18 protein-coding genes are annotated in these 17,109 nt (G+C 72.7%); 12 read left to right on the top strand and 6 right to left on the bottom strand.

The features are described from left to right. Nucleotides 1-37: 37 nt before the first annotated feature. The 10 genes from VMF70_11275 to tsaA all read left to right on the top strand — a co-directional run bounded on the left by VMF70_11275 (nucleotide 38) and on the right by tsaA (nucleotide 8,604). A complete protein-coding gene (locus VMF70_11275; protein ID HTT68602.1) occupies nucleotides 38-766 on the top strand; it encodes a hypothetical protein in 729 nt (242 codons plus the stop codon). 10 nt (nucleotides 767-776) lie between these two features. After that, entirely contained in the window at nucleotides 777-2,096 is a 1,320-nt protein-coding gene (locus VMF70_11270; GenBank protein HTT68601.1) for an MFS transporter, read from the top strand. After that, nucleotides 2,074-2,607, top strand: a complete 534-nt coding sequence (locus tag VMF70_11265) for an isoprenylcysteine carboxylmethyltransferase family protein (GenBank protein ID HTT68600.1) — start codon at nucleotides 2,074-2,076, stop codon at nucleotides 2,605-2,607. Before VMF70_11270 ends, VMF70_11265 begins: the two co-directional genes overlap by 23 nt. Before the next feature lie 139 nt (nucleotides 2,608-2,746). Continuing rightward, on the top strand, nucleotides 2,747-3,277 hold the full coding sequence (locus VMF70_11260) for a DinB family protein (GenBank protein ID HTT68599.1): 531 nt from the start codon (nucleotides 2,747-2,749) through the stop codon (nucleotides 3,275-3,277). A 78-nt stretch (nucleotides 3,278-3,355) separates the two neighbouring features. Next, a complete protein-coding gene (locus VMF70_11255) occupies nucleotides 3,356-3,958 on the top strand; it encodes a YdeI/OmpD-associated family protein (protein ID HTT68598.1) in 603 nt (200 codons plus the stop codon). A 114-nt stretch (nucleotides 3,959-4,072) separates the two neighbouring features. Beyond that, on the top strand, nucleotides 4,073-4,501 hold the full coding sequence (locus VMF70_11250) for a hypothetical protein (GenBank protein ID HTT68597.1): 429 nt from the start codon (nucleotides 4,073-4,075) through the stop codon (nucleotides 4,499-4,501). A 25-nt stretch (nucleotides 4,502-4,526) separates the two neighbouring features. Further along, the gene (locus tag VMF70_11245; protein HTT68596.1) at nucleotides 4,527-4,946 is read left to right on the top strand and encodes a DUF3788 family protein; all 420 of its coding nucleotides are present in this window, start codon (nucleotides 4,527-4,529) and stop codon (nucleotides 4,944-4,946) included. A gap of 152 nt (nucleotides 4,947-5,098) precedes the next feature. Continuing rightward, nucleotides 5,099-6,730 (top strand): malate synthase A, encoded by a 1,632-nt coding sequence (gene aceB / locus VMF70_11240; GenBank protein HTT68595.1) that lies wholly within the window; start codon nucleotides 5,099-5,101, stop codon nucleotides 6,728-6,730. Between the two features lie 12 nt (nucleotides 6,731-6,742). After that, nucleotides 6,743-8,080 (top strand): isocitrate lyase, encoded by a 1,338-nt coding sequence (gene aceA, locus VMF70_11235; GenBank protein ID HTT68594.1) that lies wholly within the window; start codon nucleotides 6,743-6,745, stop codon nucleotides 8,078-8,080. A gap of 20 nt (nucleotides 8,081-8,100) precedes the next feature. Continuing rightward, nucleotides 8,101-8,604 (top strand): tRNA (N6-threonylcarbamoyladenosine(37)-N6)-methyltransferase TrmO, encoded by a 504-nt coding sequence (gene tsaA, locus VMF70_11230; protein ID HTT68593.1) that lies wholly within the window; start codon nucleotides 8,101-8,103, stop codon nucleotides 8,602-8,604. 64 nt (nucleotides 8,605-8,668) lie between these two features. Here tsaA and VMF70_11225 read toward each other — a convergent pair whose 3' ends face one another. The 5 genes from VMF70_11225 to VMF70_11205 form a co-directional block, all read right to left on the bottom strand. Next, entirely contained in the window at nucleotides 8,669-9,871 is a 1,203-nt protein-coding gene (locus VMF70_11225) for a DUF4382 domain-containing protein (protein ID HTT68592.1), read from the bottom strand. Nucleotides 9,872-9,935: 64 nt separating this feature from the next. Continuing rightward, nucleotides 9,936-10,562 (bottom strand): hypothetical protein, encoded by a 627-nt coding sequence (locus VMF70_11220; protein ID HTT68591.1) that lies wholly within the window; start codon nucleotides 10,560-10,562, stop codon nucleotides 9,936-9,938. Further along, on the bottom strand, nucleotides 10,559-11,059 hold the full coding sequence (locus VMF70_11215) for a sigma-70 family RNA polymerase sigma factor (GenBank protein HTT68590.1): 501 nt from the start codon (nucleotides 11,057-11,059) through the stop codon (nucleotides 10,559-10,561). Before VMF70_11215 ends, VMF70_11220 begins: the two co-directional genes overlap by 4 nt. 4 nt (nucleotides 11,060-11,063) lie before the next feature. Continuing rightward, entirely contained in the window at nucleotides 11,064-13,556 is a 2,493-nt protein-coding gene (locus tag VMF70_11210; GenBank protein HTT68589.1) for a TonB-dependent receptor, read from the bottom strand. A gap of 105 nt (nucleotides 13,557-13,661) precedes the next feature. Beyond that, nucleotides 13,662-14,975 carry a TldD/PmbA family protein gene (locus VMF70_11205; GenBank protein ID HTT68588.1) on the bottom strand — a complete coding sequence of 438 codons (1,314 nt, stop codon included), beginning with the start codon at nucleotides 14,973-14,975 and terminating at the stop codon, nucleotides 13,662-13,664. A gap of 65 nt (nucleotides 14,976-15,040) precedes the next feature. Here VMF70_11205 and VMF70_11200 point away from each other — a divergent pair, with 65 nt between their 5' ends. Then, the gene (locus VMF70_11200; protein HTT68587.1) at nucleotides 15,041-15,631 is read left to right on the top strand and encodes a DNA-3-methyladenine glycosylase I; all 591 of its coding nucleotides are present in this window, start codon (nucleotides 15,041-15,043) and stop codon (nucleotides 15,629-15,631) included. Between the two features lie 5 nt (nucleotides 15,632-15,636). Continuing rightward, nucleotides 15,637-16,209 (top strand): cytochrome c, encoded by a 573-nt coding sequence (locus VMF70_11195; protein ID HTT68586.1) that lies wholly within the window; start codon nucleotides 15,637-15,639, stop codon nucleotides 16,207-16,209. 23 nt (nucleotides 16,210-16,232) lie between these two features. Here the strand turns inward: VMF70_11195 and VMF70_11190 are convergent. Then, a partial coding sequence (locus tag VMF70_11190; protein ID HTT68585.1) for an EamA family transporter occupies nucleotides 16,233-17,109 on the bottom strand: 877 nt, incomplete at its 5' end.

Here is a 17,109-nt window from a genome sequence, read left to right as displayed (position 1 = left end):
GGGGCAGGGCGCGAAACGGCTTCGGAGGGGGAGCGCCGTGGGCGAGCGGTTCGAGACGATCATCCTGATCGGCCGGCCGGCGGCCGGCAAGAGCGAAGTCATCGACTTCCTCAAGCACACGGGCGAGCCGGAGCGCTCGCGCCGCTTCCACGTCGGCCCGTTCGTGGAGCTCGACGACTTCCCCTTCGTATGGGAGACCTTCGAGATCGACGACCTGCTCGAGCGCCTCGGCCAGAGCCGCCTGTTCACGACCAGGGACTACTTCTTCAAGGGCGAGCACCTCTGGAACCTGTTCATCGAGAGGATCAACCTCGAGTTCCGGAAGCTGCTGGCCAGGGATCCGGCGTTCACCGCCACCCATACGGCCCTGGTCGAGTTCTCCCGCGGCGGCGAGCGCGGATTCGCCGAGGCCTTCGCGCACCTCGCCGACGAGATCCTGAGCCGCGCCGGCATCGTCTACATCAACGTCTCGTACGAGGAGTCGGCGCGGAAGAACCGCCGGCGTTTCGATCCCGCCCGGGCGGATTCGATCCTCTACCACTCGCTCCCCGACGAGAAGATGGAGCGCTACTACAAGACGAACGACTGGGAGCGGCTCTCCGGCGGGAAGCCGACGGGGCGGATCCGGGTTCGCGGCTTCGACGTGCCGTTCGCGGTGTTCGACAACGAGCCGGAGAAGACCGACGACCCGAGGAAGCTCGGGCCCGCGCTCGAGGAGGTCTTCGGCCGGCTCTGGAGCCTGATGCACACCCCGCAGGCCGGGTAGGAGCCGCCCGATGGCCAACCCGCTGGGGCACAGCCGCGCCTTCCGCACGCGCCGGTTCCTGAACTGGTTCCCGCTCGGGCTGACCTACGCGACCTTCTACATGGGCCGCTACAACCTGAACGTGTCCGGCGCGAGGATGATGGACTACTTCCACCTCTCGAAGGCGCAGTTCGGGACCATCGCGACCGCGGGCTTCTGGACCTACGCCCTGTCCGTGCTCGTCAACGGCCCGCTGTCGGACCGGATCGGGGGGAAGAAGGCGATCCTGATCGGCGCCGCCGGCACCGCGGTTCTGAACCTCGTGATCGGGCTCCTGTTCCTCAGCGGCTGGCAGACCAAGGTCGTTCTGGGGATGTCGCTGCTGTTCGCGGCGAGCCAGTACTTCCAGTCGTTCGGGGCGATGTCCATCGTGAAGGTCAACGCGCCGTGGTTCCACGTGCGGGAGCGCGGCGTCTTCGGCGGGATCTTCGGCGTGATGATCTCGAGCGGCTACCTGCTGGCCCTCACGGTCGGCGGCTGGATACTCGCCGCGTTCGCCTGGTACTGGGTCTTCCTCATTCCCGCCGCGGCGATCGCGGCGATGGGGGTGATCGACCATTTCGTCGTGAAGGACACGCCGGCGCAGGCGGGCTTCGCCGATTTCGACACGGACGACGCCACGGCCCACGACGCCGACCGCGAGCGGCCGGTGGACTGGCACCACCTCGCCACCCGGGTCTTCTCGAATCCCGTGATCATCACGCTGGCGGTCGCGGAATTCTGCACCGGATTCGTGCGGCAGGGCCTGATGCTGTGGTTCGTGCCGTTCCTCAAGCAGGTCCATCACATTGCGGAAGGCACCTTCCTCTTTTCCCTCGCCGGGACCGGCGTCACGGTCGGCGGCGTCGCGGGCGGGCTGCTGGCGGGATACATGTCCGACCGCTGGTTCCAGTCACGACGCCCGCCGGTCGCGTTCATCTTCTACTTGGCCCAGATGGTGTGTCTGTTCGTCCTGGGACGGGCCGCGACGCCGGCGGTCGCGGCGTTCATGATCGGCTTCACCTGCATGTGGATCTTCGGCGTGCACGGGATGCTCACCGGCACGGCCTCGATGGACTTCGGCGGGTCGAAGGGGGCGGCCACGGCCGCGGGGATGCTGGACGGCGTGCAGTACCTCGCGTCGGGACTCACGGGGTTCCTGCTCGGCCACTTCCTCGACAAGCTGGGCTGGAGCGCCTGGACGTGGATGATCATGCCGTTCTCGCTGGTGGGCGCCCTGCTCATGACGCGGCTGTGGAACGAAACGCCGCTGCGCCGGAGCGCGGACGGTGCCACGGCGGCCGCGCACTAGCGCGGCCGCGCGGAGGTCTCCGGTCGGCACCGCGTGGTGGAGAGGCTCGCGCGGCGAGTGGTACGTCGTCGCCCAGGTGCTGCTGATCGCCCTCGTGCTCTTCGGTCCACGCTCGCCGGCGGCCTGGCCGGCGTGGGGGCCGGCCGGGCTGCGGCAGGTCCTCCGGTTCGCCGGCGCGGGGCTGATGGTGGCCGGTGCCCTGCTGTTCGGCTGGGGCGTCTGGGCCCTCGGCCGGGCGATCACGCCCCTCCCCCATCCCAGGGCCGGCGCGGCGCTGGTTTCCTCCGGCCCCTATGCCTTCGTGCGACACCCCATCTACGGCGGCCTCGTGCTCCTGGCCCTCGGCTTCGCCGCCGGGATCCAGGACTGGCTGGCGCTGGGCTTCGCCGCCCTGCTCGTCGTGCTCCTCGACGTCAAGTCGCGTCGCGAAGAGCGCTGGCTCGAGGAGCGGCATCCGACCTACGCCGACTACCGCCGACGCGTGCGGAAGCTCATCCCCTTCGTCTACTGAGCCCCGCCCCGCGCGCCCCGGGGGGCCGCGCCGGCCGGCACCCCCGGAGATGGCGTCGCCGCTGAGGGACGGGGGGACGCTGGACACCCGACCCGGCCCATGTCAGTATTCGCGCTTCCCAAGACCCGGAGCAGCAGCGATGAGAGCCTCCGCTTACGCGTTGGCGGCCGCCCTGTGCGCGGCCCCGGCGCTGGCAGTTGCGCAGAACCCGGTGTCCGACGCGTACCGCGGCCAAGAGGAGCGGGCCGCGCGGATCATCACGGCGGCGCTGGAGATGTTCCCCGCCGACAAGTACACGTACAGCCCGACGAAGGAGCAGATGTCGGTCGCCGCGATCGCGGTGCACCTGGTGGAAGATGGCAACTACTGGCTGTGTTCGCGGGCGTCGGGCGTCGCCGAGCCGCAGCGCACCAAGGTGGACACGACGGCGACGAAGGACGCGCTGCTCACGGCGCTCCGCACCAGCTTCGACTTCTGCCGCACGTCGGCCGCGGGCCTGACGGACGCGCAGCTCGCCGACTCGGTCCAGTCGTTCGGCCCGCGCAAGACCACGCGCGCCAACATGCTGCTCATCACCGTGGGGGATTGGGCCGACCACTACAGCCAGCTGGCGAACTACCTGCGCCTGAACAACATGGTGCCGCCGACGGCGCGGCGGGGGCAGATGTAGCAGAAGCTGGGATTGGGAATGGGGGGCTGGGGCTTGGGGCCCCACCCCTCAAACCCCAACACCAAAACCCCGTCCTCGATGCCGAGGCCCACCTTCTTCCCCCGCGCTCAGGCCTTCCGGGCGTGGCTCGACACCCACCACGCCACCGCGCCCGAGCTGCTGGTCGGGTTCCACAAGGTCGGGTCCGGCAAGGCCTCCATCACCTATCCCGAAGCGCTGGACGCCGCGCTGTGCTACGGCTGGATCGACGGCGTGCGCACGAGCCGCGGCGCCGGGAGCTACACCATCCGCTTCACGCCCCGGCGCCGCGACAGCGTCTGGAGCGCCGTGAACCTGCGCCACGTCCGCCGGCTGACGGCCCTCGGCCTGATGCGGCCGGCCGGCCTGAAGGCGTTCCGCGCGCGGAACCGGAAGAAGACCGGGCGTTACTCGTTCGAGAACCGTCCACGCGCCCTCGCGCCCACCTATGCGAGGACGTTCAAGGCCAACCGCCGCGCGTGGGCGTGGTTCGAGACCCAGGCGCCGTGGTACCGCCGCACCGCCGCCTGGTGGGTCATGAGCGCCAAGCGCGAGGAGACGCGGCTCCGCCGGCTCGCGACGCTGATCGCCAGCTCCGCGAAGGCCACGAAGGTGCCGCCGCTGATCCCGTCGTCGAAGGAGCGCCGCGCGGCGCACGTCTAGCCGCATTCCGCACCGGAACGCTCGGAAAAACCGCCGCACCGCTCTTGTCTGCCGCCTGCCGGATGCGCAGGTTCGGGCAGGCGCGCCGTTCCCGCGCCAGGGAGGAGCCCCGTCATGGCCGGGAGACGGAACGCCGCCGCGATGCGGGCAGTGATCGCCCTCGTGGCCCTGCTCGCCGGATGCACGGAAACCAGCCTGGGCTATCCCGGCGAGTGGAACGTCCCCGTGCTGGCCACGGCGACCGACGGCCTCGCGTTCACCGTGTCCGCCAACGATTTCACCTTCGACCAGAGCTACGTCTGCCCGGCGCGCGGGGACTCGGTGAACGTGAGTCTCGTGGTGAGCAGCTATGCGGGCGGCAGCGCGCTGATCGAGATCAGCGACTCGAGCGGCGTCAAGCTCGTGCAGCTGCCGGTGACCCAGAACATCGTGGCGGCCCAGGGTCGGTCGAGCGTGCTCGGAACGCCGCCCTTCACCGTCCACTTGCAGTTCACACGGTTCCACGGCTTGCTCGTGCTCGGCGTCGGCGCGAGCGCCCAGTGACGGCGCACCAGCCCACGGCGGTCCAGTGACCAGACGGGCTCCGGTACCCGGCGGCCACCCGCCGGCCCCGCGGGAGATCGCGAAGATGCTCGGCCGGTCGCGCGCGCGGTGGGAGCGCCTGCGCGCCGACCTGGTCGCGGCGCTCGGCCCGCTCGCGGACACCTGGGGGTACTCCAAGGCCACCGGCCGGTGGTTCCTGCAGCTCAAGCGGAAGCAGCGGACGGTGGTCTACCTGGTGCCGCAGCGCGGACATTTCCTCGCCTCGTTGGCGCTCGGTGAGAAGGCCTGCCGCGCGGCGAAGGCGAGCGGGCTGCCCGACTCGGTGCTGGCGCTCATCGAGCAGGCTCCCCGGTACCCCGAGGGGCGTGGCGTGCGGCTCGAGGTCCGGAACGCCGGCGACGTAGGCGCGGTCGAGGCCCTGGCTTGCCTCAAGATGGCGCACTGACGGCCTCCGCCGGCCGTGCGGCCCCGGCCGTGGCGCCGTGACGGGTCGCCTTTCCGAGCCGAAGTCCCTATAATTCGTTCGAGGCCCGCGCCGGGTTCCGGCTCGGGCCGTTTCCCCCTCACACAGCGTCACCGCACGATCCGGAGTCGCGCATGCGCTCGCCACGCACCGACGGGCCCGGGGTGTCGTCCACGACCGCGACGACGGACCCCGGCATCGAGATTCGAGGACCGGTGACGGCGGAGCACGCCGGCGTCCTGACGGACGGCGCGCTGCGCTTCGTCGCCACCCTCGCCCGCCGGTTCGACGCCCGCCGGCGGGAGCTGCTGGCGGCGCGGAGCGCGCGGCAGCGGGAGATCCAGGACGGCCGGATGCCCGACTTCCTCGCCGAGACGCGGCCGGTCCGCGCGCGCGAGTGGACGGTGGCCCCGATCCCGGCCGACCTCGCGGACCGGCGGGTCGAGATCACCGGGCCGGTGGACCGGAAGATGATCATCAACGCGCTGAACTCCGGCGCGCGGGTGTACATGGCGGACTTCGAGGACGCGCACTCGCCCACCTGGGCCAACACGCTCGACGGCCAGGTCAACCTCCGCGACGCGGTGCGCGGCACCATCGCGTTCACCAGCCCCGAGGGCAAGCGGTACGGGCTCGCCGAGCGGATCGCCACGCTGGTGGTGCGCCCGCGCGGCTGGCACCTGGTGGAGAAGCACCTCCTGGTGGACGGCGCCCCGGTCTCGGGCTCGCTGTTCGACTTCGGGCTGTACTTCTACCACAACGCCGAGGCGCTGATCGCGAAGGGCACCGGGCCGTATTTCTACCTGCCGAAGATGGAGAGCCACCTCGAAGCGCGGCTGTGGAACGACGTGTTCGTGGCGGCGCAGGATGCGCTGGGCATCCCGCGCGGCACCATCCGCGCCACGGTGCTGATCGAGACGATCCTGGCCGCCTTCGAGACCGACGAGATCCTGTGGGAGCTGCGCGACCACTCGGCCGGCCTCAACTGCGGCCGGTGGGACTACATCTTCAGCTTCATCAAGAAGTTCCGGCACCGGCCCGATTTCGTCCTGCCCGACCGCGCCTCCGTCACCATGGACCGTCCGTTCCTCCACGCCTACGTGCAGCTCGTGATCCGCTCCTGCCACCGCCGCGGCATCCACGCGATGGGCGGCATGGCGGCGCAGGTGCCGATCAAGAACGACCCGGCGGCGAACGCGGCCGCGCTGGACAAGGTGCGCCAGGACAAGCTGCGGGAGGTGAAGGCCGGGCACGACGGCACCTGGGTGGCGCACCCGGGCCTCGTCCCCGTCGCGCTCGAGGCCTTCGACGCCGGGATGCCGCGCGCCAACCAGATCGCGCGGCCGCTCGACGACGTGACCGTGACGGCGGCCGACCTGCTCGCGGTGCCGCCCGGCGAGATCACCGAGCGCGGGCTCCGGACCAACGTGGACGTCGGCATCCAGTACCTGGAGGCCTGGCTCCGCGGCACCGGCTGCGTCCCGATCTACAACCTGATGGAGGACGCCGCCACCGCGGAGATCTCGCGCACCCAGGTGTGGCAGTGGGTGCGCCACGGCGCCAGGCTGGCCGACGGGCGGCGGGTGACGCCGGAGCTGGTGCGCGGCACCATCGCCGAGGAGCTGGAGAAGATCCGCGGCCTGCTGGGCGCGCCGCGCTTCGACGGCGGCCGGTTCGACCTCGCCGCGGGGCTGTTCGACCAGATGATGACGGGCGGCGAGTTCGCGGAGTTCCTGACGCTCGTCGCCTACGACCACCTCGACTGACCGGGGAACCGCATGGACAGGTCCGCGTTCGTCCAGAAGCTGCAGCACCGCTGGGCCACCGACCCGCGCTGGGCCGGCATCACGCGCCCCTACACGGCCGACGACGTGTGGCGGCTCCGGGGCACGGTGGAGATCGAGCACTCGCTGGCGCGGCAGGGCGCGGCCCGCCTGTGGCGGCTCCTCGAGGAGCCCGGGTGCGTCGCCGCGCTGTCGGCGATGACCGGGAACCAGGCGGTCCAGGAGGTGCGCGCGGGCCTCAAGGCCGTGTACCTCAGCGGCTGGCAGGTGGCCGGCGACATGAACGACGCGGCCCAGATCTACCCGGACCAGAGCCTGTACCCTTCGAGCAGCGTGCCCAACCTGATCCGGCGCCTCAACAACGCGCTGATCCGCGCCGACCAGATCCACCACCTCGCCGGCGACGACAGCATCCACTGGATGGCGCCCATCGTGGCGGACGCCGAAGCCGGCTTCGGCGGGGCCCCGCACGCCTTCGAGCTGATGAAGGCGATGATCGAGGAGGGGGCGGCGGGCGTGCACTTCGAGGACCAGCTGTCGTCGGTCAAGAAGTGCGGGCACCTCGGCGGCAAGGTGGTGGTTCCGACCCGGGAGTTCGTCGCCAAGCTGGTGGCCGCGCGGCTCGCCGCGGACGTGTGCGGCGTGGACACGATCCTCATCGCGCGGACCGACGCGCTGTCCGCCAACATCCTCGCCAACGACATCGACCCCTACGACCGCCCGTTCCTCACCGGCGAGCGGACCCACGAGGGATTCCACTACGTGCGCTGCGGCCTCGAGGCCGCCGTGGCACGCGGGTGGGCTTATGCACCGTACGCCGACATGATCTGGTGCGAAACCGCGACGCCCGACCTGGGCGAGGCGCGCGAGTTCGCCGCGGGCATCCACGAGAAGGTCCCGGGCAAGCCGCTGGCCTACAACTGCTCGCCGTCGTTCAATTGGAAGAAGCACCTCACCTCCGAGCAGATCGAGGGCTTCCGGGAGGAGCTGGCGGCGATGGGATACAAGTTCCAGTTCGTGACCCTGTCGGCGTTCCACGCCAACAACCTCGGGATGTTCACCCTCGCCGTCGAATACCGCGACCGCGGGATGGCCGGCTACGCCGCCCTCCAGTCGCGCGAGTTCGACGCGGAGCGCGAGGGGTACGAGGCCCTGAAGCACCAGTCGTTCGTCGGCGCCGGCTACTTCGACGAGATCACCACGCTGGTGACCGGCGGCCACTCCTCGACCCTGGCGATGGAAGGCTCGACCGAGGCCGCCCAGTTCACCGAGGTGGTCCACCCCAAGCACCGGGTGCCGGGCACGCGGATGACGCCCCCGAGCCGGGTGTAGGGCCCGGACCGGCGACGGTCATGAGCGGCAGCGCCGCGACGCCCCGGCCGGCATTCCCGATGCGCCCCATCGGCACCGTCCGCTCGCCCTACACCGACAGCACCCAGGTGCCCAGGGGCCCGGGCGCGAAACACGAGGCCGAGGGCGTGCTCGAGATCGAGCCCGAGTTCGAGCCGGGCCTCGCGGACGTCGAAGGCTTCAGCCACCTCATCGTGTTGTGGGTCTTCGACCGGGCCGAGGCCCCGAGCCTTCTCGCCACGCCACCCACCGACGACCGGCCGCACGGCGTGTTCGCCACCCGCTCGCCCGCCCGGCCCAACCCCATCGGCCTGACGGTGGTCCGGCTGCTGCGGCGGGAGGGACGGCGCCTGCTGGTGCACGGCCTCGACATGCTCGACCGCACGCCGATCCTGGACATCAAGCCCTACCTCTCGAGCGTGCCCGCCGCCGAGCTGCGCCGCGGCTGGATGGCCGAAGCGGAGGAGCGGCGGGCGCGGGGAGCGAGCGAGCCACCGGGAGACTAGAACGCGGGGGCCGCCGGACGGCGACCCCCGCGCTCCTTCGTGGACCGGTCTCAGGCCAGGCGCGTCATCGTACGATCACCGTCGCCGTGCCGTTCACCCCTTCACTGGTCGCGGTGAGCGTCACCGTGCCGCTGTGCGCACCCCGCAGCAGGATCCAGTTGTACGCCGCCTGCGTCACCGACACCAGGCTCGAATCGCTCACCGTCCAGCTGATGGTCCGGCCGGTCAGGATCAGGCCCTGCGCGTTGTAGGGCGTCGCCATGGCGACGGCGCTGTCGCCCACCGAGATCGTCTGGGTCAGCGGCGAGATCGCGAGGCTCGCCACCGGGCCGTTCGGCACTCCGCCGCAGGTCGTGTCCGCGCGCGTGCTGTCGCAGCCGCCCCCGCCGCCCCCGCCGCCCCCCCCGCCCCCACCCGTGCCCGCGGTGTCAATGGTCATCAGCAGGTCTATCCGCGTCTGGCCGCCGACCGTGACCACGCCCGACCCTACGCCGACCCTGTGCGCGAACGCGGGATCTGCGGCGGCCACGACGTATGAGCCCGCCGGCAGATACGCGACGGTGTAGTGACCCTGTGCGTCACTGTGACCCGTCCCCAGGGGGACGTTGGTCGACAGCAGCGTACCGACCTGCCGGGAGACGGTCACGGCGGCATTCACGAAGGGGATCGTGTCGCCTTCGATGGAGGTGGTGGTGACCGTGCCCGTGATGCTCCCGGTGGCCGCTTCGTTCACCGCCCGAATGACGGGAGAGAAGTAGAACCCGCCGGCGCCATCGTCGAGGAACGTGCGGCCGACGTCGAAGTCGAGGACGATCTGCGCCCCGGCGCCGGTCACGGCGAGCGGCTGCTCGACCAGCGCGTACAGGGACAGGTCGCCGGAAATGGGCCAGTGCACGGTGGCCTGCGCGCCGCCGGTCGTCACCACACTCGAGCGGCCGGTGTTGATCACCACCCGTACGGCAGCGTACTGATCCGCCGGCAGCTCGGCCTCGCCGAGCAAGGCGGCGGAGCCGCCCTGGAAGTCGAGCAGGTTGAAGGTCCGCTCCGGGGTCGCGATGGTAACCCAGCTCGCGGGGTTGAGGCCGGTCGTGTCGGTCGACGCCGAGGCCTCGATGCGCGCGATGTAGACGTTCACCTGCGAGATCGAGCCGAACGGAAACGGCGAATCCGTGAGGTACACGCGGGTGCGGCCGGAGCCGCCGGTGGTGGCCGCGTCGCTGCACGCGATGGCCGCGAGCGAGGCCGCGGCGAGAATCAGGCGCTTCATGTGGTTCGCTCCGGGATCGAGAAGAGCTGCTCTTCCCTGAAACGATCCAGTCCCCCGGGTTCTGTCACCGCGCCGCCCGCAGGTCCAGGACCCAGCGCTGTCCCGGCTCCGAGGGGACCAGCGCGCGGGTCGCGGCGGGCCCGATGCCGACCGCGATCCGGCCGATCGTGGCCGGCACCCGCACGACGTAGCTGGCGGTCGCACCGGAATCGTTGACGATCCGGAGGCCGTCCGGCAGCACGACCAGCTCCGCGCTCCCCCGGCCGCCGCTCACGGCGGCGGAGGCCACGGCCCGGTCCGTCGTCTCGACCGTGAGCGTGCCCGCCGCCTGGGTCCGGGCGACGCGCAGAACGAATGACCCCGAGGCGGGGCTGAAGGTCACCGCGCCGGCGGTGGGGTTCGCCGCGGCCGGCGGGATCGCGGCCGGCTTCGGCGTCCCGGCCGCGGCGGCCCACAGCGCGTGCGCGGCCTGGACGATCCACGCCCGCACCGGCGCGACGCCGACGGCGGCGAGGGCGAGCACGGCGATTGCGGCCGCCACTCTCCAGCGCACGAGGGCCCGACGCCGCGCCGCGCGGGCGATCCGCTCCGCGGGGAACGCGATCGGCGGCACCGGCGGGTCGGCCTCGCGCAGCAGCGCGCTGAGGCGCCGGGCGCGCGGCTCCGCGAGATCGGACTGATCCTGGCTCACCGTCCTGCCTCCTCGTCGAGATCCAGATGCCGCGCCAGCTTCTCGAGCGCGCGGGCGATCATCGTGCCCACGGACTGGGTCGTGGTCCCCACCGCCGCGGCGATCTCGCGGTGCATGAATCCCTCCTCGCGCATCAGCAGCACCGCCCGTTCCTTCGGCCCCAGCGCCGCGAGCGCCTCGCGGACCCGGCGCCGGGTCTCCGCCCGCTCCAGCGCCGCCGCCGGGTCCGGCGGAGCATCGCCCATGGGCTGCCGATCGGGCCGCTCGCGGACCAGCGCCAGCCGGCGCCGCGCGCTGCGCATCGCATCGAGCGCGATGGTCGTCGCCACGCGGAACAGCCACCCCCGCAACTGCGAGTCGTCGGCCGGTGGCCGCTCGGCCAGCCGCACGAACGCGTCCTGGACCACGTCCTCGGCCAGATCCGGGTCGCCGGTGAAGCGGGCGGCGTACCGGTACAGCTCCTGGTGGTGCCGCGCGAACAGCTCCGCGAGCTGCATCGCCTCAGAACGCCACGCGTATGCCGGCCAGCGGGAGGAACGGCACCCCCCGGTCGAATCGGTCGCACACCCCGCCGCCGATCGGGACCAGCAGCGGCGGATGGCCCACGGTGCATGACGCCACGCTCCCCGTGTACGTGATCGCGTTGGCGCGGTTCAGGACGTTTCGCAGCTGGGCGAACGCGCCGAACTGCACCTTCCCCACCGCCCGCGACCAGTCCACCAGGAGGTCCACCGCCGCGTACTTCGGCCCGCGGGCCGCGTCCGGCCCCTCGATGTACACGGCCGCCGTGTCCGAGAGTGCGCAGGTGCCGCACGGTCCCAGGAGGAACCGTGAGAATGGCGCGCCGCTGGCCCACGTGGCCGCGGCGCCGAGGCGCAGGGCGCCGCTGACCCGCACCATGCCGGTGAGATCCACCACCTGGCGCCGGTCGGCGGGCGACGGGTAACGGTACCAGATCGGGAACATCGCCGACGCGGCCGTGATGATCGAGACGCCGTAGGTGTAGGAGCCCGAGACCGTCCAGCGGCCCGCCAGCCGCCGGACCGACAGCTCGACGCCGCGCGCGTCGTTCACCGCGCTCACCAGGATCGGACGGCTGGCCGTCAGCAGTCCCGGGCCCGGCTCGGGCACGGCCATGCCCGTGGTGTGGCGCACGTAGGCGTTGGCCGCGGCGACCCAGGTGCCGCCGAGTCGCGCCTCGACGCCGGTCGTCGCGATGTCCGCGCGCAACGCCGGAATCGTGTCGGCGGCGAGCAGCCACACGTCCGTCAGGTACAGGTCGGGCCCGATGCTCGGTCCCGCCGGCGCGAGCGCCTGCGTGTACTGCCACGAGCGCTCGGCCGCCGCCGTGAAGCTCAGCGGCAGCCCCGCCGGCTCCACGCGCAGGGCGAGCTTGGGTGCCAGGCCCCACCGGTCGGCGTTGAGGACCGCCGGATGCGACTCGGCGCGGACTCCCGCCTCGAGCGTGACGCGCCGGCCGAGCCGTTGCCGCCGCTCGGCCCACGCCGCGAAGGTGTTCAGTCCCCGCTCCAGGAGCAGGGTGTCGGGAAGCACGACCACCGGATACGGGCGCGGAAACTGGCCGACGTAGTGCTGCCTCAGCGCCGCGATCTGGAGGCCGAACGTCCACTCGCCGCCGGCGTCGGCGCCCGGCGGCATGAACTCGGCCGACCCCGTGAGCACCGAAACCCCGTTGCGCGTGGGCCCGTGCGACGGCACGTCGGCCGCCGCGGGCCCCGGCACCGCGAGGGGCTGGATCGCGCCCGCGAACCGGCTCCCGCCCAGGGTGTAGCGGGCTCGCCAGCCCGCGAGCGGCGCGAGCAGCGTGACCCGGCCGAGCTGGTTGCCCCAGGTGCCCGCCGTGGATCTCAGCAGCTGCCGTACCTGCCCGTGGACGCCGTCCTCCTCCACGAGCCCGCTCGCCTCGAGCGCGTAGCCGTGGCCCAGGTCGGCGTTGAACCGGGTGGTCAGGTCGTAGAAGTCGTAGGGAATCCACGTGCCGCTGTCGGCGCCCAGCGCCTCGGCGAGCCGCGTGGCCAGGTCCGCCCAGGACCGCCGGGCCGCCATCGTCAGGCCCATGCGGCCGTCGGCGGCGCCCCAGTCGCTTGCGGCGTGGGCGCTCACGAGCGACAGCTCGCCGAGTCCCCGCAGCCCCGGTGTCGCCGCCCGGGACTCGATGTCCACCACGCCCGCCGCGCCCTCGCCCAGCGACAGCGACCGCGCGCCAGGCAGGAAGGCGGCGACGCCCACGGCGTCCGGATTGACGCCGGCGAACAGGCCCACGGCGTGCACGGGATTGAACAGCGGCAGGCCGTCGAAGTACACGCGCGTCTGGCTCCACGGCGCGCCGCGGGTCCAGATCCCCGCCGTGTAGTCGTCGCGCGCCGAGACGCCGGGCAGCCGCTGCAGCGCCCGGAACAGGTCCGTCTCGCCCAGGGTCACCGCCTCCACCACGTTGGCGTGCGTGAGGACCCTCGCATCGCCCTCGAGGTAGTGCTCCCGTCGCCACTCTTCCGCGTCGAGCGAGCCGCGGCGCTGCTCCTCGGCCGCGTCGCGGGTGCGGCCGTACGGATCGGCCGTCGGCGCCCGCGTGTCGATCGCCTCCAGCCGGATCGGATTGACGACCAGCCCCACGGAGACCCGGAACGGGCTGCCGCGGGCGAGGTCGATGGTGACCTGCGCCGGGTGGTAGCCCAGGTCCCGGATCAGCAGCCGGTAGCTGCCCTCGGGCAGGCCGGAGAACCGGTAGAAGCCGGAGTCGTCCGTCACGGCCGTCAGCGCCCGCGCGAACAGCCCGTTCTGGCGCGCCACCAGCGTGGCGCCGGCCGCGGCTTCCAGCACGGCGACCGCCCCGACGAGCGGCTGGCCGGTCTCCGCCGCCAGGACCGTGCCGGACACCGAGCCGTCGTCCGCGAGCGGCCGGCCGCCGGCGACCTGCGCCTGCAGCGGCGCAGTGGACGCCACGACGACCAGGAGGAAGGCGACCGGTTTCACGGCTGTCCTTCGAGAACGTCAGGCATACGGACGAACGTCCGAGACGGCAGGTTTCTGACCGGGGCGGGACCCTGCGGGCGGGCGCGCCGGCGGCGGGGGAACGGCCTAGCGGCGCGCCACGCTCACCGCGTCGAGGAGGAGCGGCGGCACGAGGCGGCTGCCACCGAGCCACTTGGCCGCGCTCCCGATCATCCGGATCCGCTTCAGCAGCTCGTAGGCGTTGCCGGCCACCGCGGCGTCCTTGACCCGCCCCGTGATCTCGCCCCCGTCCACGCGGTACGCGAGGGCCACCGGGTGGCTGAAGGCGCCGCTGATGACGTTGCCCTGGCCCACGCCGATCAGCTCGTCCACCACCAGGCCGTGCCCCATCTCCTTGAGCAGCGCCTCCTCGCCCGCCGTTCCCGGCTTGATCACGAGGTTGGAGAAGCTGATGCCCGGCTTGCCGAAGGTGGTCCGGCGGCCGTGCCCGGTGGAGGACGTGCCGGCCCGCGCCGCCGTCTCCAGGTCGTACACGAACGAGCGGAGCGTGCCGCGCTCGATCAGCGCCAGCCGCGCGGAGGGCATGCCCTCGTCGTCCGCGGGCCGGCTGCCCACGCGGCTGGAGAGCAGCGGCTCGTCCGTCAGCTCGAAGGCGGGGTCGAACAGCCCCTCGCCGAGCTTGCCCCCCAGGGGCGAGATGCCCTGGAGCACCGTCTTGCCCGACAGGGCCTGGTGCAGCGGCAGCAACAGGGCGGCCGAGCCGTGCGGCGTGAACAGCACGGGGAGCTTGCCCTCCGGCGGCTCCACGATCCGCTCGCCCCGCTCGATGCGGCGCGCCACGCTCGCCGCGATGGCGTCCAGCTCGGCCTCGCTCGGGATGCCGGTCGCGGCGACGTCGTCCCAGGCCATCAGGACGTCGTCGTCCCTGACGCGGGTGACCTCCGCCCCGACCGCGACGGCCGTGGCGCGGCTGGTGAAGGTCTGGCCCGCGGAGTTGGCGAAGCTGCTCGTCTCGACGTAGCGGTCGACCGACGCGCTGACCTGCCAGCCCGGCCGCCTGAGGCGCTCCACCACGCGCCGGCCGAGCGCCGCGAGGTGGTCGACGTCCAGGGACGCGGCCTGGTCGTCGAACAGCGACACCGCCGGGAGGCGCGACGGTCCGGGGAAGGCGAGCGCGCACGCCTCGCCCTGCTCGGCGGAGGCCGACGCCCGCTGGAGCAGGTCCGCCAGCGCCTCCTCGCGCAGATCGGTGGTGCCCGCGATGCCGACCTTGCCGCGGCTCACGCCGCGGAAGCTGAGGCCGGCCTCCTGGTGCACGGCGGTCTCCTTCAGGCGGCCCGACTCGAACTTGAGGCTCAGCTGCCGCTCATCGCGGAGCAGCAGGTCGAAGCCCTCGAAGCGCCGGGACTGCCTGGCGAGCTGGAGCACGCGGTCGATCATGGGCCCGTAAGGTACCTCCCTGACGCCGACTTCCGCACCGGGCCGGGGCCCGCTAGGTTCGCGCGATGCCCGACGACCTCGAGCGCTGCGCCTGGATCGGCTCCGACCTGATGCGCGAGTACCACGACCGGGAATGGGGCGTCCCGCTCCACGACGACCGCCAGCTGTTCGAGTTCCTGGTCCTGGAGGGGATGCAGGCCGGCCTGTCGTGGAGCACGATCCTCAACAAGCGCGAGAACTACCGCCGGGCGTTCGACGGCTTCGACCCCGTGAGGGTCGCGCGCTACGACGCGAGGAAGATCGCGTCGCTGCTCCGGGACGCGGGGATCGTCCGCAACCGGCAGAAGATCCGTGCGGCGGTGAAGAACGCGCAGGCGTTTCTGCGGGTGCAGGAGGAGTTCGGGAGCTTCGACGCCTATCAGTGGCGGTTCGTCGGCGGCCGGCCGCGGGTGAACCACCGGCGCAACCTGCGCGCGCTGCCGGCGCGCACGCGGGAGTCGGACGCGTTCAGCGAGGATCTGATCCGGCGCGGCTTCAGCTTCGTCGGCTCGACGATCGTGTACGCGCACATGCAGGCGACCGGGATGGTCAACGACCACCTGACGCAGTGCTACCGCTGGGCCGAGGTGCAGAACCTTCGAACGGGGACGCCATGACCAGGATGACCAGAGGGAGCAACGGTTGGGGGGGCGCGGCGGTCGCGCTCGCCGCGTCGCTGGCCTGCGCGGGCCTGGCGGCCTGCGGGGGCGGCAAGGACAACTCGGCCGCCGGCCAGCCCGCGGCGGCACCGGGCGCCGCGGCGCCCGCCGCGAACGCGCCGGCGTCCGCGGCCGCGGCGGCCCCGAGCGGGCAGCAGGTCTTCCAGCGCTGCGCCGTGTGTCATCAGGCCACGGGGCTCGGCGTCGCCGGCTCGTTCCCGCCGCTGGCCGGCTCGGAGTGGGCCACGGCGGCGAACGCGGCCGTCCCGATCCGCGTGGTGCTGCACGGCCTCCAGGGGCCGATCACCGTGAAGGGCCAGCGGTTCGCCAACGCGATGCCGGCCTTCGGCACCGGGCAGCCGCTCTCGGACGGCGACGTGGCCGCGGTGCTGACCTACGTGCGGAGCGCCTGGGGGAACGCCGCGGGCGCGGTGACGGCGGAGCAGGTCGCGGCGGAGCGCACGGCCACGGCGTCGCACGCAGGGATGTGGACGGCGACCGATCTGGCGCCGCTGCTCAAGGCACCGGCGCGGTGATCCCGGGCCGCGACTGAGGGGTGTTACGGGCCCGGCTGCGGCCGGGCCCGTGCTTCTTCGAGGTATCCCGCCGCCACACCGCCCACGACCATCGCGAGGCCGAGCCAGCCCACCGCCGTGAGGCGCTGCGACAGGAGCGCGAGCGCCAGCAGCGTCCCCACCACCGGCTCGATGGTGGCCGCCACCGCGGTGGGCGCCGCCTCGATGCGCTTGGCGCCGGAGAAGAAGAACAGGTTGGCGAGCAGGACCGTCGCGACCACCAGCGCGCCGACGTAGAGCCACGCGCCGGCCGTGGGCGGCGGCACCGGAGCGCGGCCCGCCGCCGGGAGGACGATCCCCAGCAGCACGGTGCCGCCGGCGACCTCGAGGAGCAGCACGCGGAACACGCCGTAGCGCGGGACCGCGTAGCGCGCGAGGAGGGTCGTGCCCGCGTAGCTCACGGCGGCCAGCAGCCCGCCCGTGACGCCGAGCGCGAGCCGGGGCGTCGCGACGCCCGCGAGGTGCGCGCCGTGGGACCCTCCCTGCACCGCGAACACCGCGCCCGCCCCCACCACGACGGCGAGCACGAGCTTCAGGGGCGTCAGCGACTCCTTGAGCAGCGGCCTGGCCAGCAGGGCGACGATGACCGGCGCCGTGTACAGCAGCGCCGCCGCGCTGGCCACGCCGGCGCCCGCGATGGCGAACTGGTAGGCCACCTCGAACAGGGCGACCAGCGCGCCGCCGCCGAGGCCCACCAGCAGCAGCGCGCGCCGGTCCACGGCGAGGAGGTCCCGCCGGAACAGGAGCGCGTACAGCGCGAGCGCCAGCGTGCCGAGCAGCACGCGCCAGAAGCCGATGCCGGTGATCGCCTCGCCCGAGGCGTACAGGGCGGTCGAGAGCGGGCCGGTCGTGCCCCACAGC

This window comes from Gemmatimonadales bacterium, from assembly GCA_035502185.1.
Taxonomy (GTDB): domain Bacteria; phylum Gemmatimonadota; class Gemmatimonadetes; order Gemmatimonadales; family JACORV01; genus Fen-1245.
The sequence above is the reverse complement of the archived record's forward strand: the minus strand, read 5'-3'. Positions and strand labels throughout refer to the sequence as shown.

Excerpts from the sequence above, each read along its gene's own strand:
- VMF70_11195 (HTT68586.1), top strand. The coding sequence starts at position 15,637 with ATGACCAGAGGGAGCAACGGTTGGGGGGGCGCGGCGGTCGCGCTCGCC.
- aceA (HTT68594.1), top strand. The coding sequence starts at position 6,743 with ATGGACAGGTCCGCGTTCGTCCAGAAGCTGCAGCACCGCTGGGCCACC.
- VMF70_11270 (HTT68601.1), top strand. The coding sequence starts at position 777 with ATGGCCAACCCGCTGGGGCACAGCCGCGCCTTCCGCACGCGCCGGTTC.
- VMF70_11205 (HTT68588.1), bottom strand. The coding sequence starts at position 14,975 with ATGATCGACCGCGTGCTCCAGCTCGCCAGGCAGTCCCGGCGCTTCGAG.
- VMF70_11225 (HTT68592.1), bottom strand. The coding sequence starts at position 9,871 with ATGAAGCGCCTGATTCTCGCCGCGGCCTCGCTCGCGGCCATCGCGTGC.
- aceB (HTT68595.1), top strand. The coding sequence starts at position 5,099 with ATGCGCTCGCCACGCACCGACGGGCCCGGGGTGTCGTCCACGACCGCG.
- VMF70_11260 (HTT68599.1), top strand. The coding sequence starts at position 2,747 with ATGAGAGCCTCCGCTTACGCGTTGGCGGCCGCCCTGTGCGCGGCCCCG.
- VMF70_11250 (HTT68597.1), top strand. The coding sequence starts at position 4,073 with ATGGCCGGGAGACGGAACGCCGCCGCGATGCGGGCAGTGATCGCCCTC.
- tsaA (HTT68593.1), top strand. The coding sequence starts at position 8,101 with ATGAGCGGCAGCGCCGCGACGCCCCGGCCGGCATTCCCGATGCGCCCC.
- VMF70_11255 (HTT68598.1), top strand. The coding sequence starts at position 3,356 with ATGCCGAGGCCCACCTTCTTCCCCCGCGCTCAGGCCTTCCGGGCGTGG.
- VMF70_11200 (HTT68587.1), top strand. The coding sequence starts at position 15,041 with ATGCCCGACGACCTCGAGCGCTGCGCCTGGATCGGCTCCGACCTGATG.
- VMF70_11215 (HTT68590.1), bottom strand. The coding sequence starts at position 11,059 with ATGCAGCTCGCGGAGCTGTTCGCGCGGCACCACCAGGAGCTGTACCGG.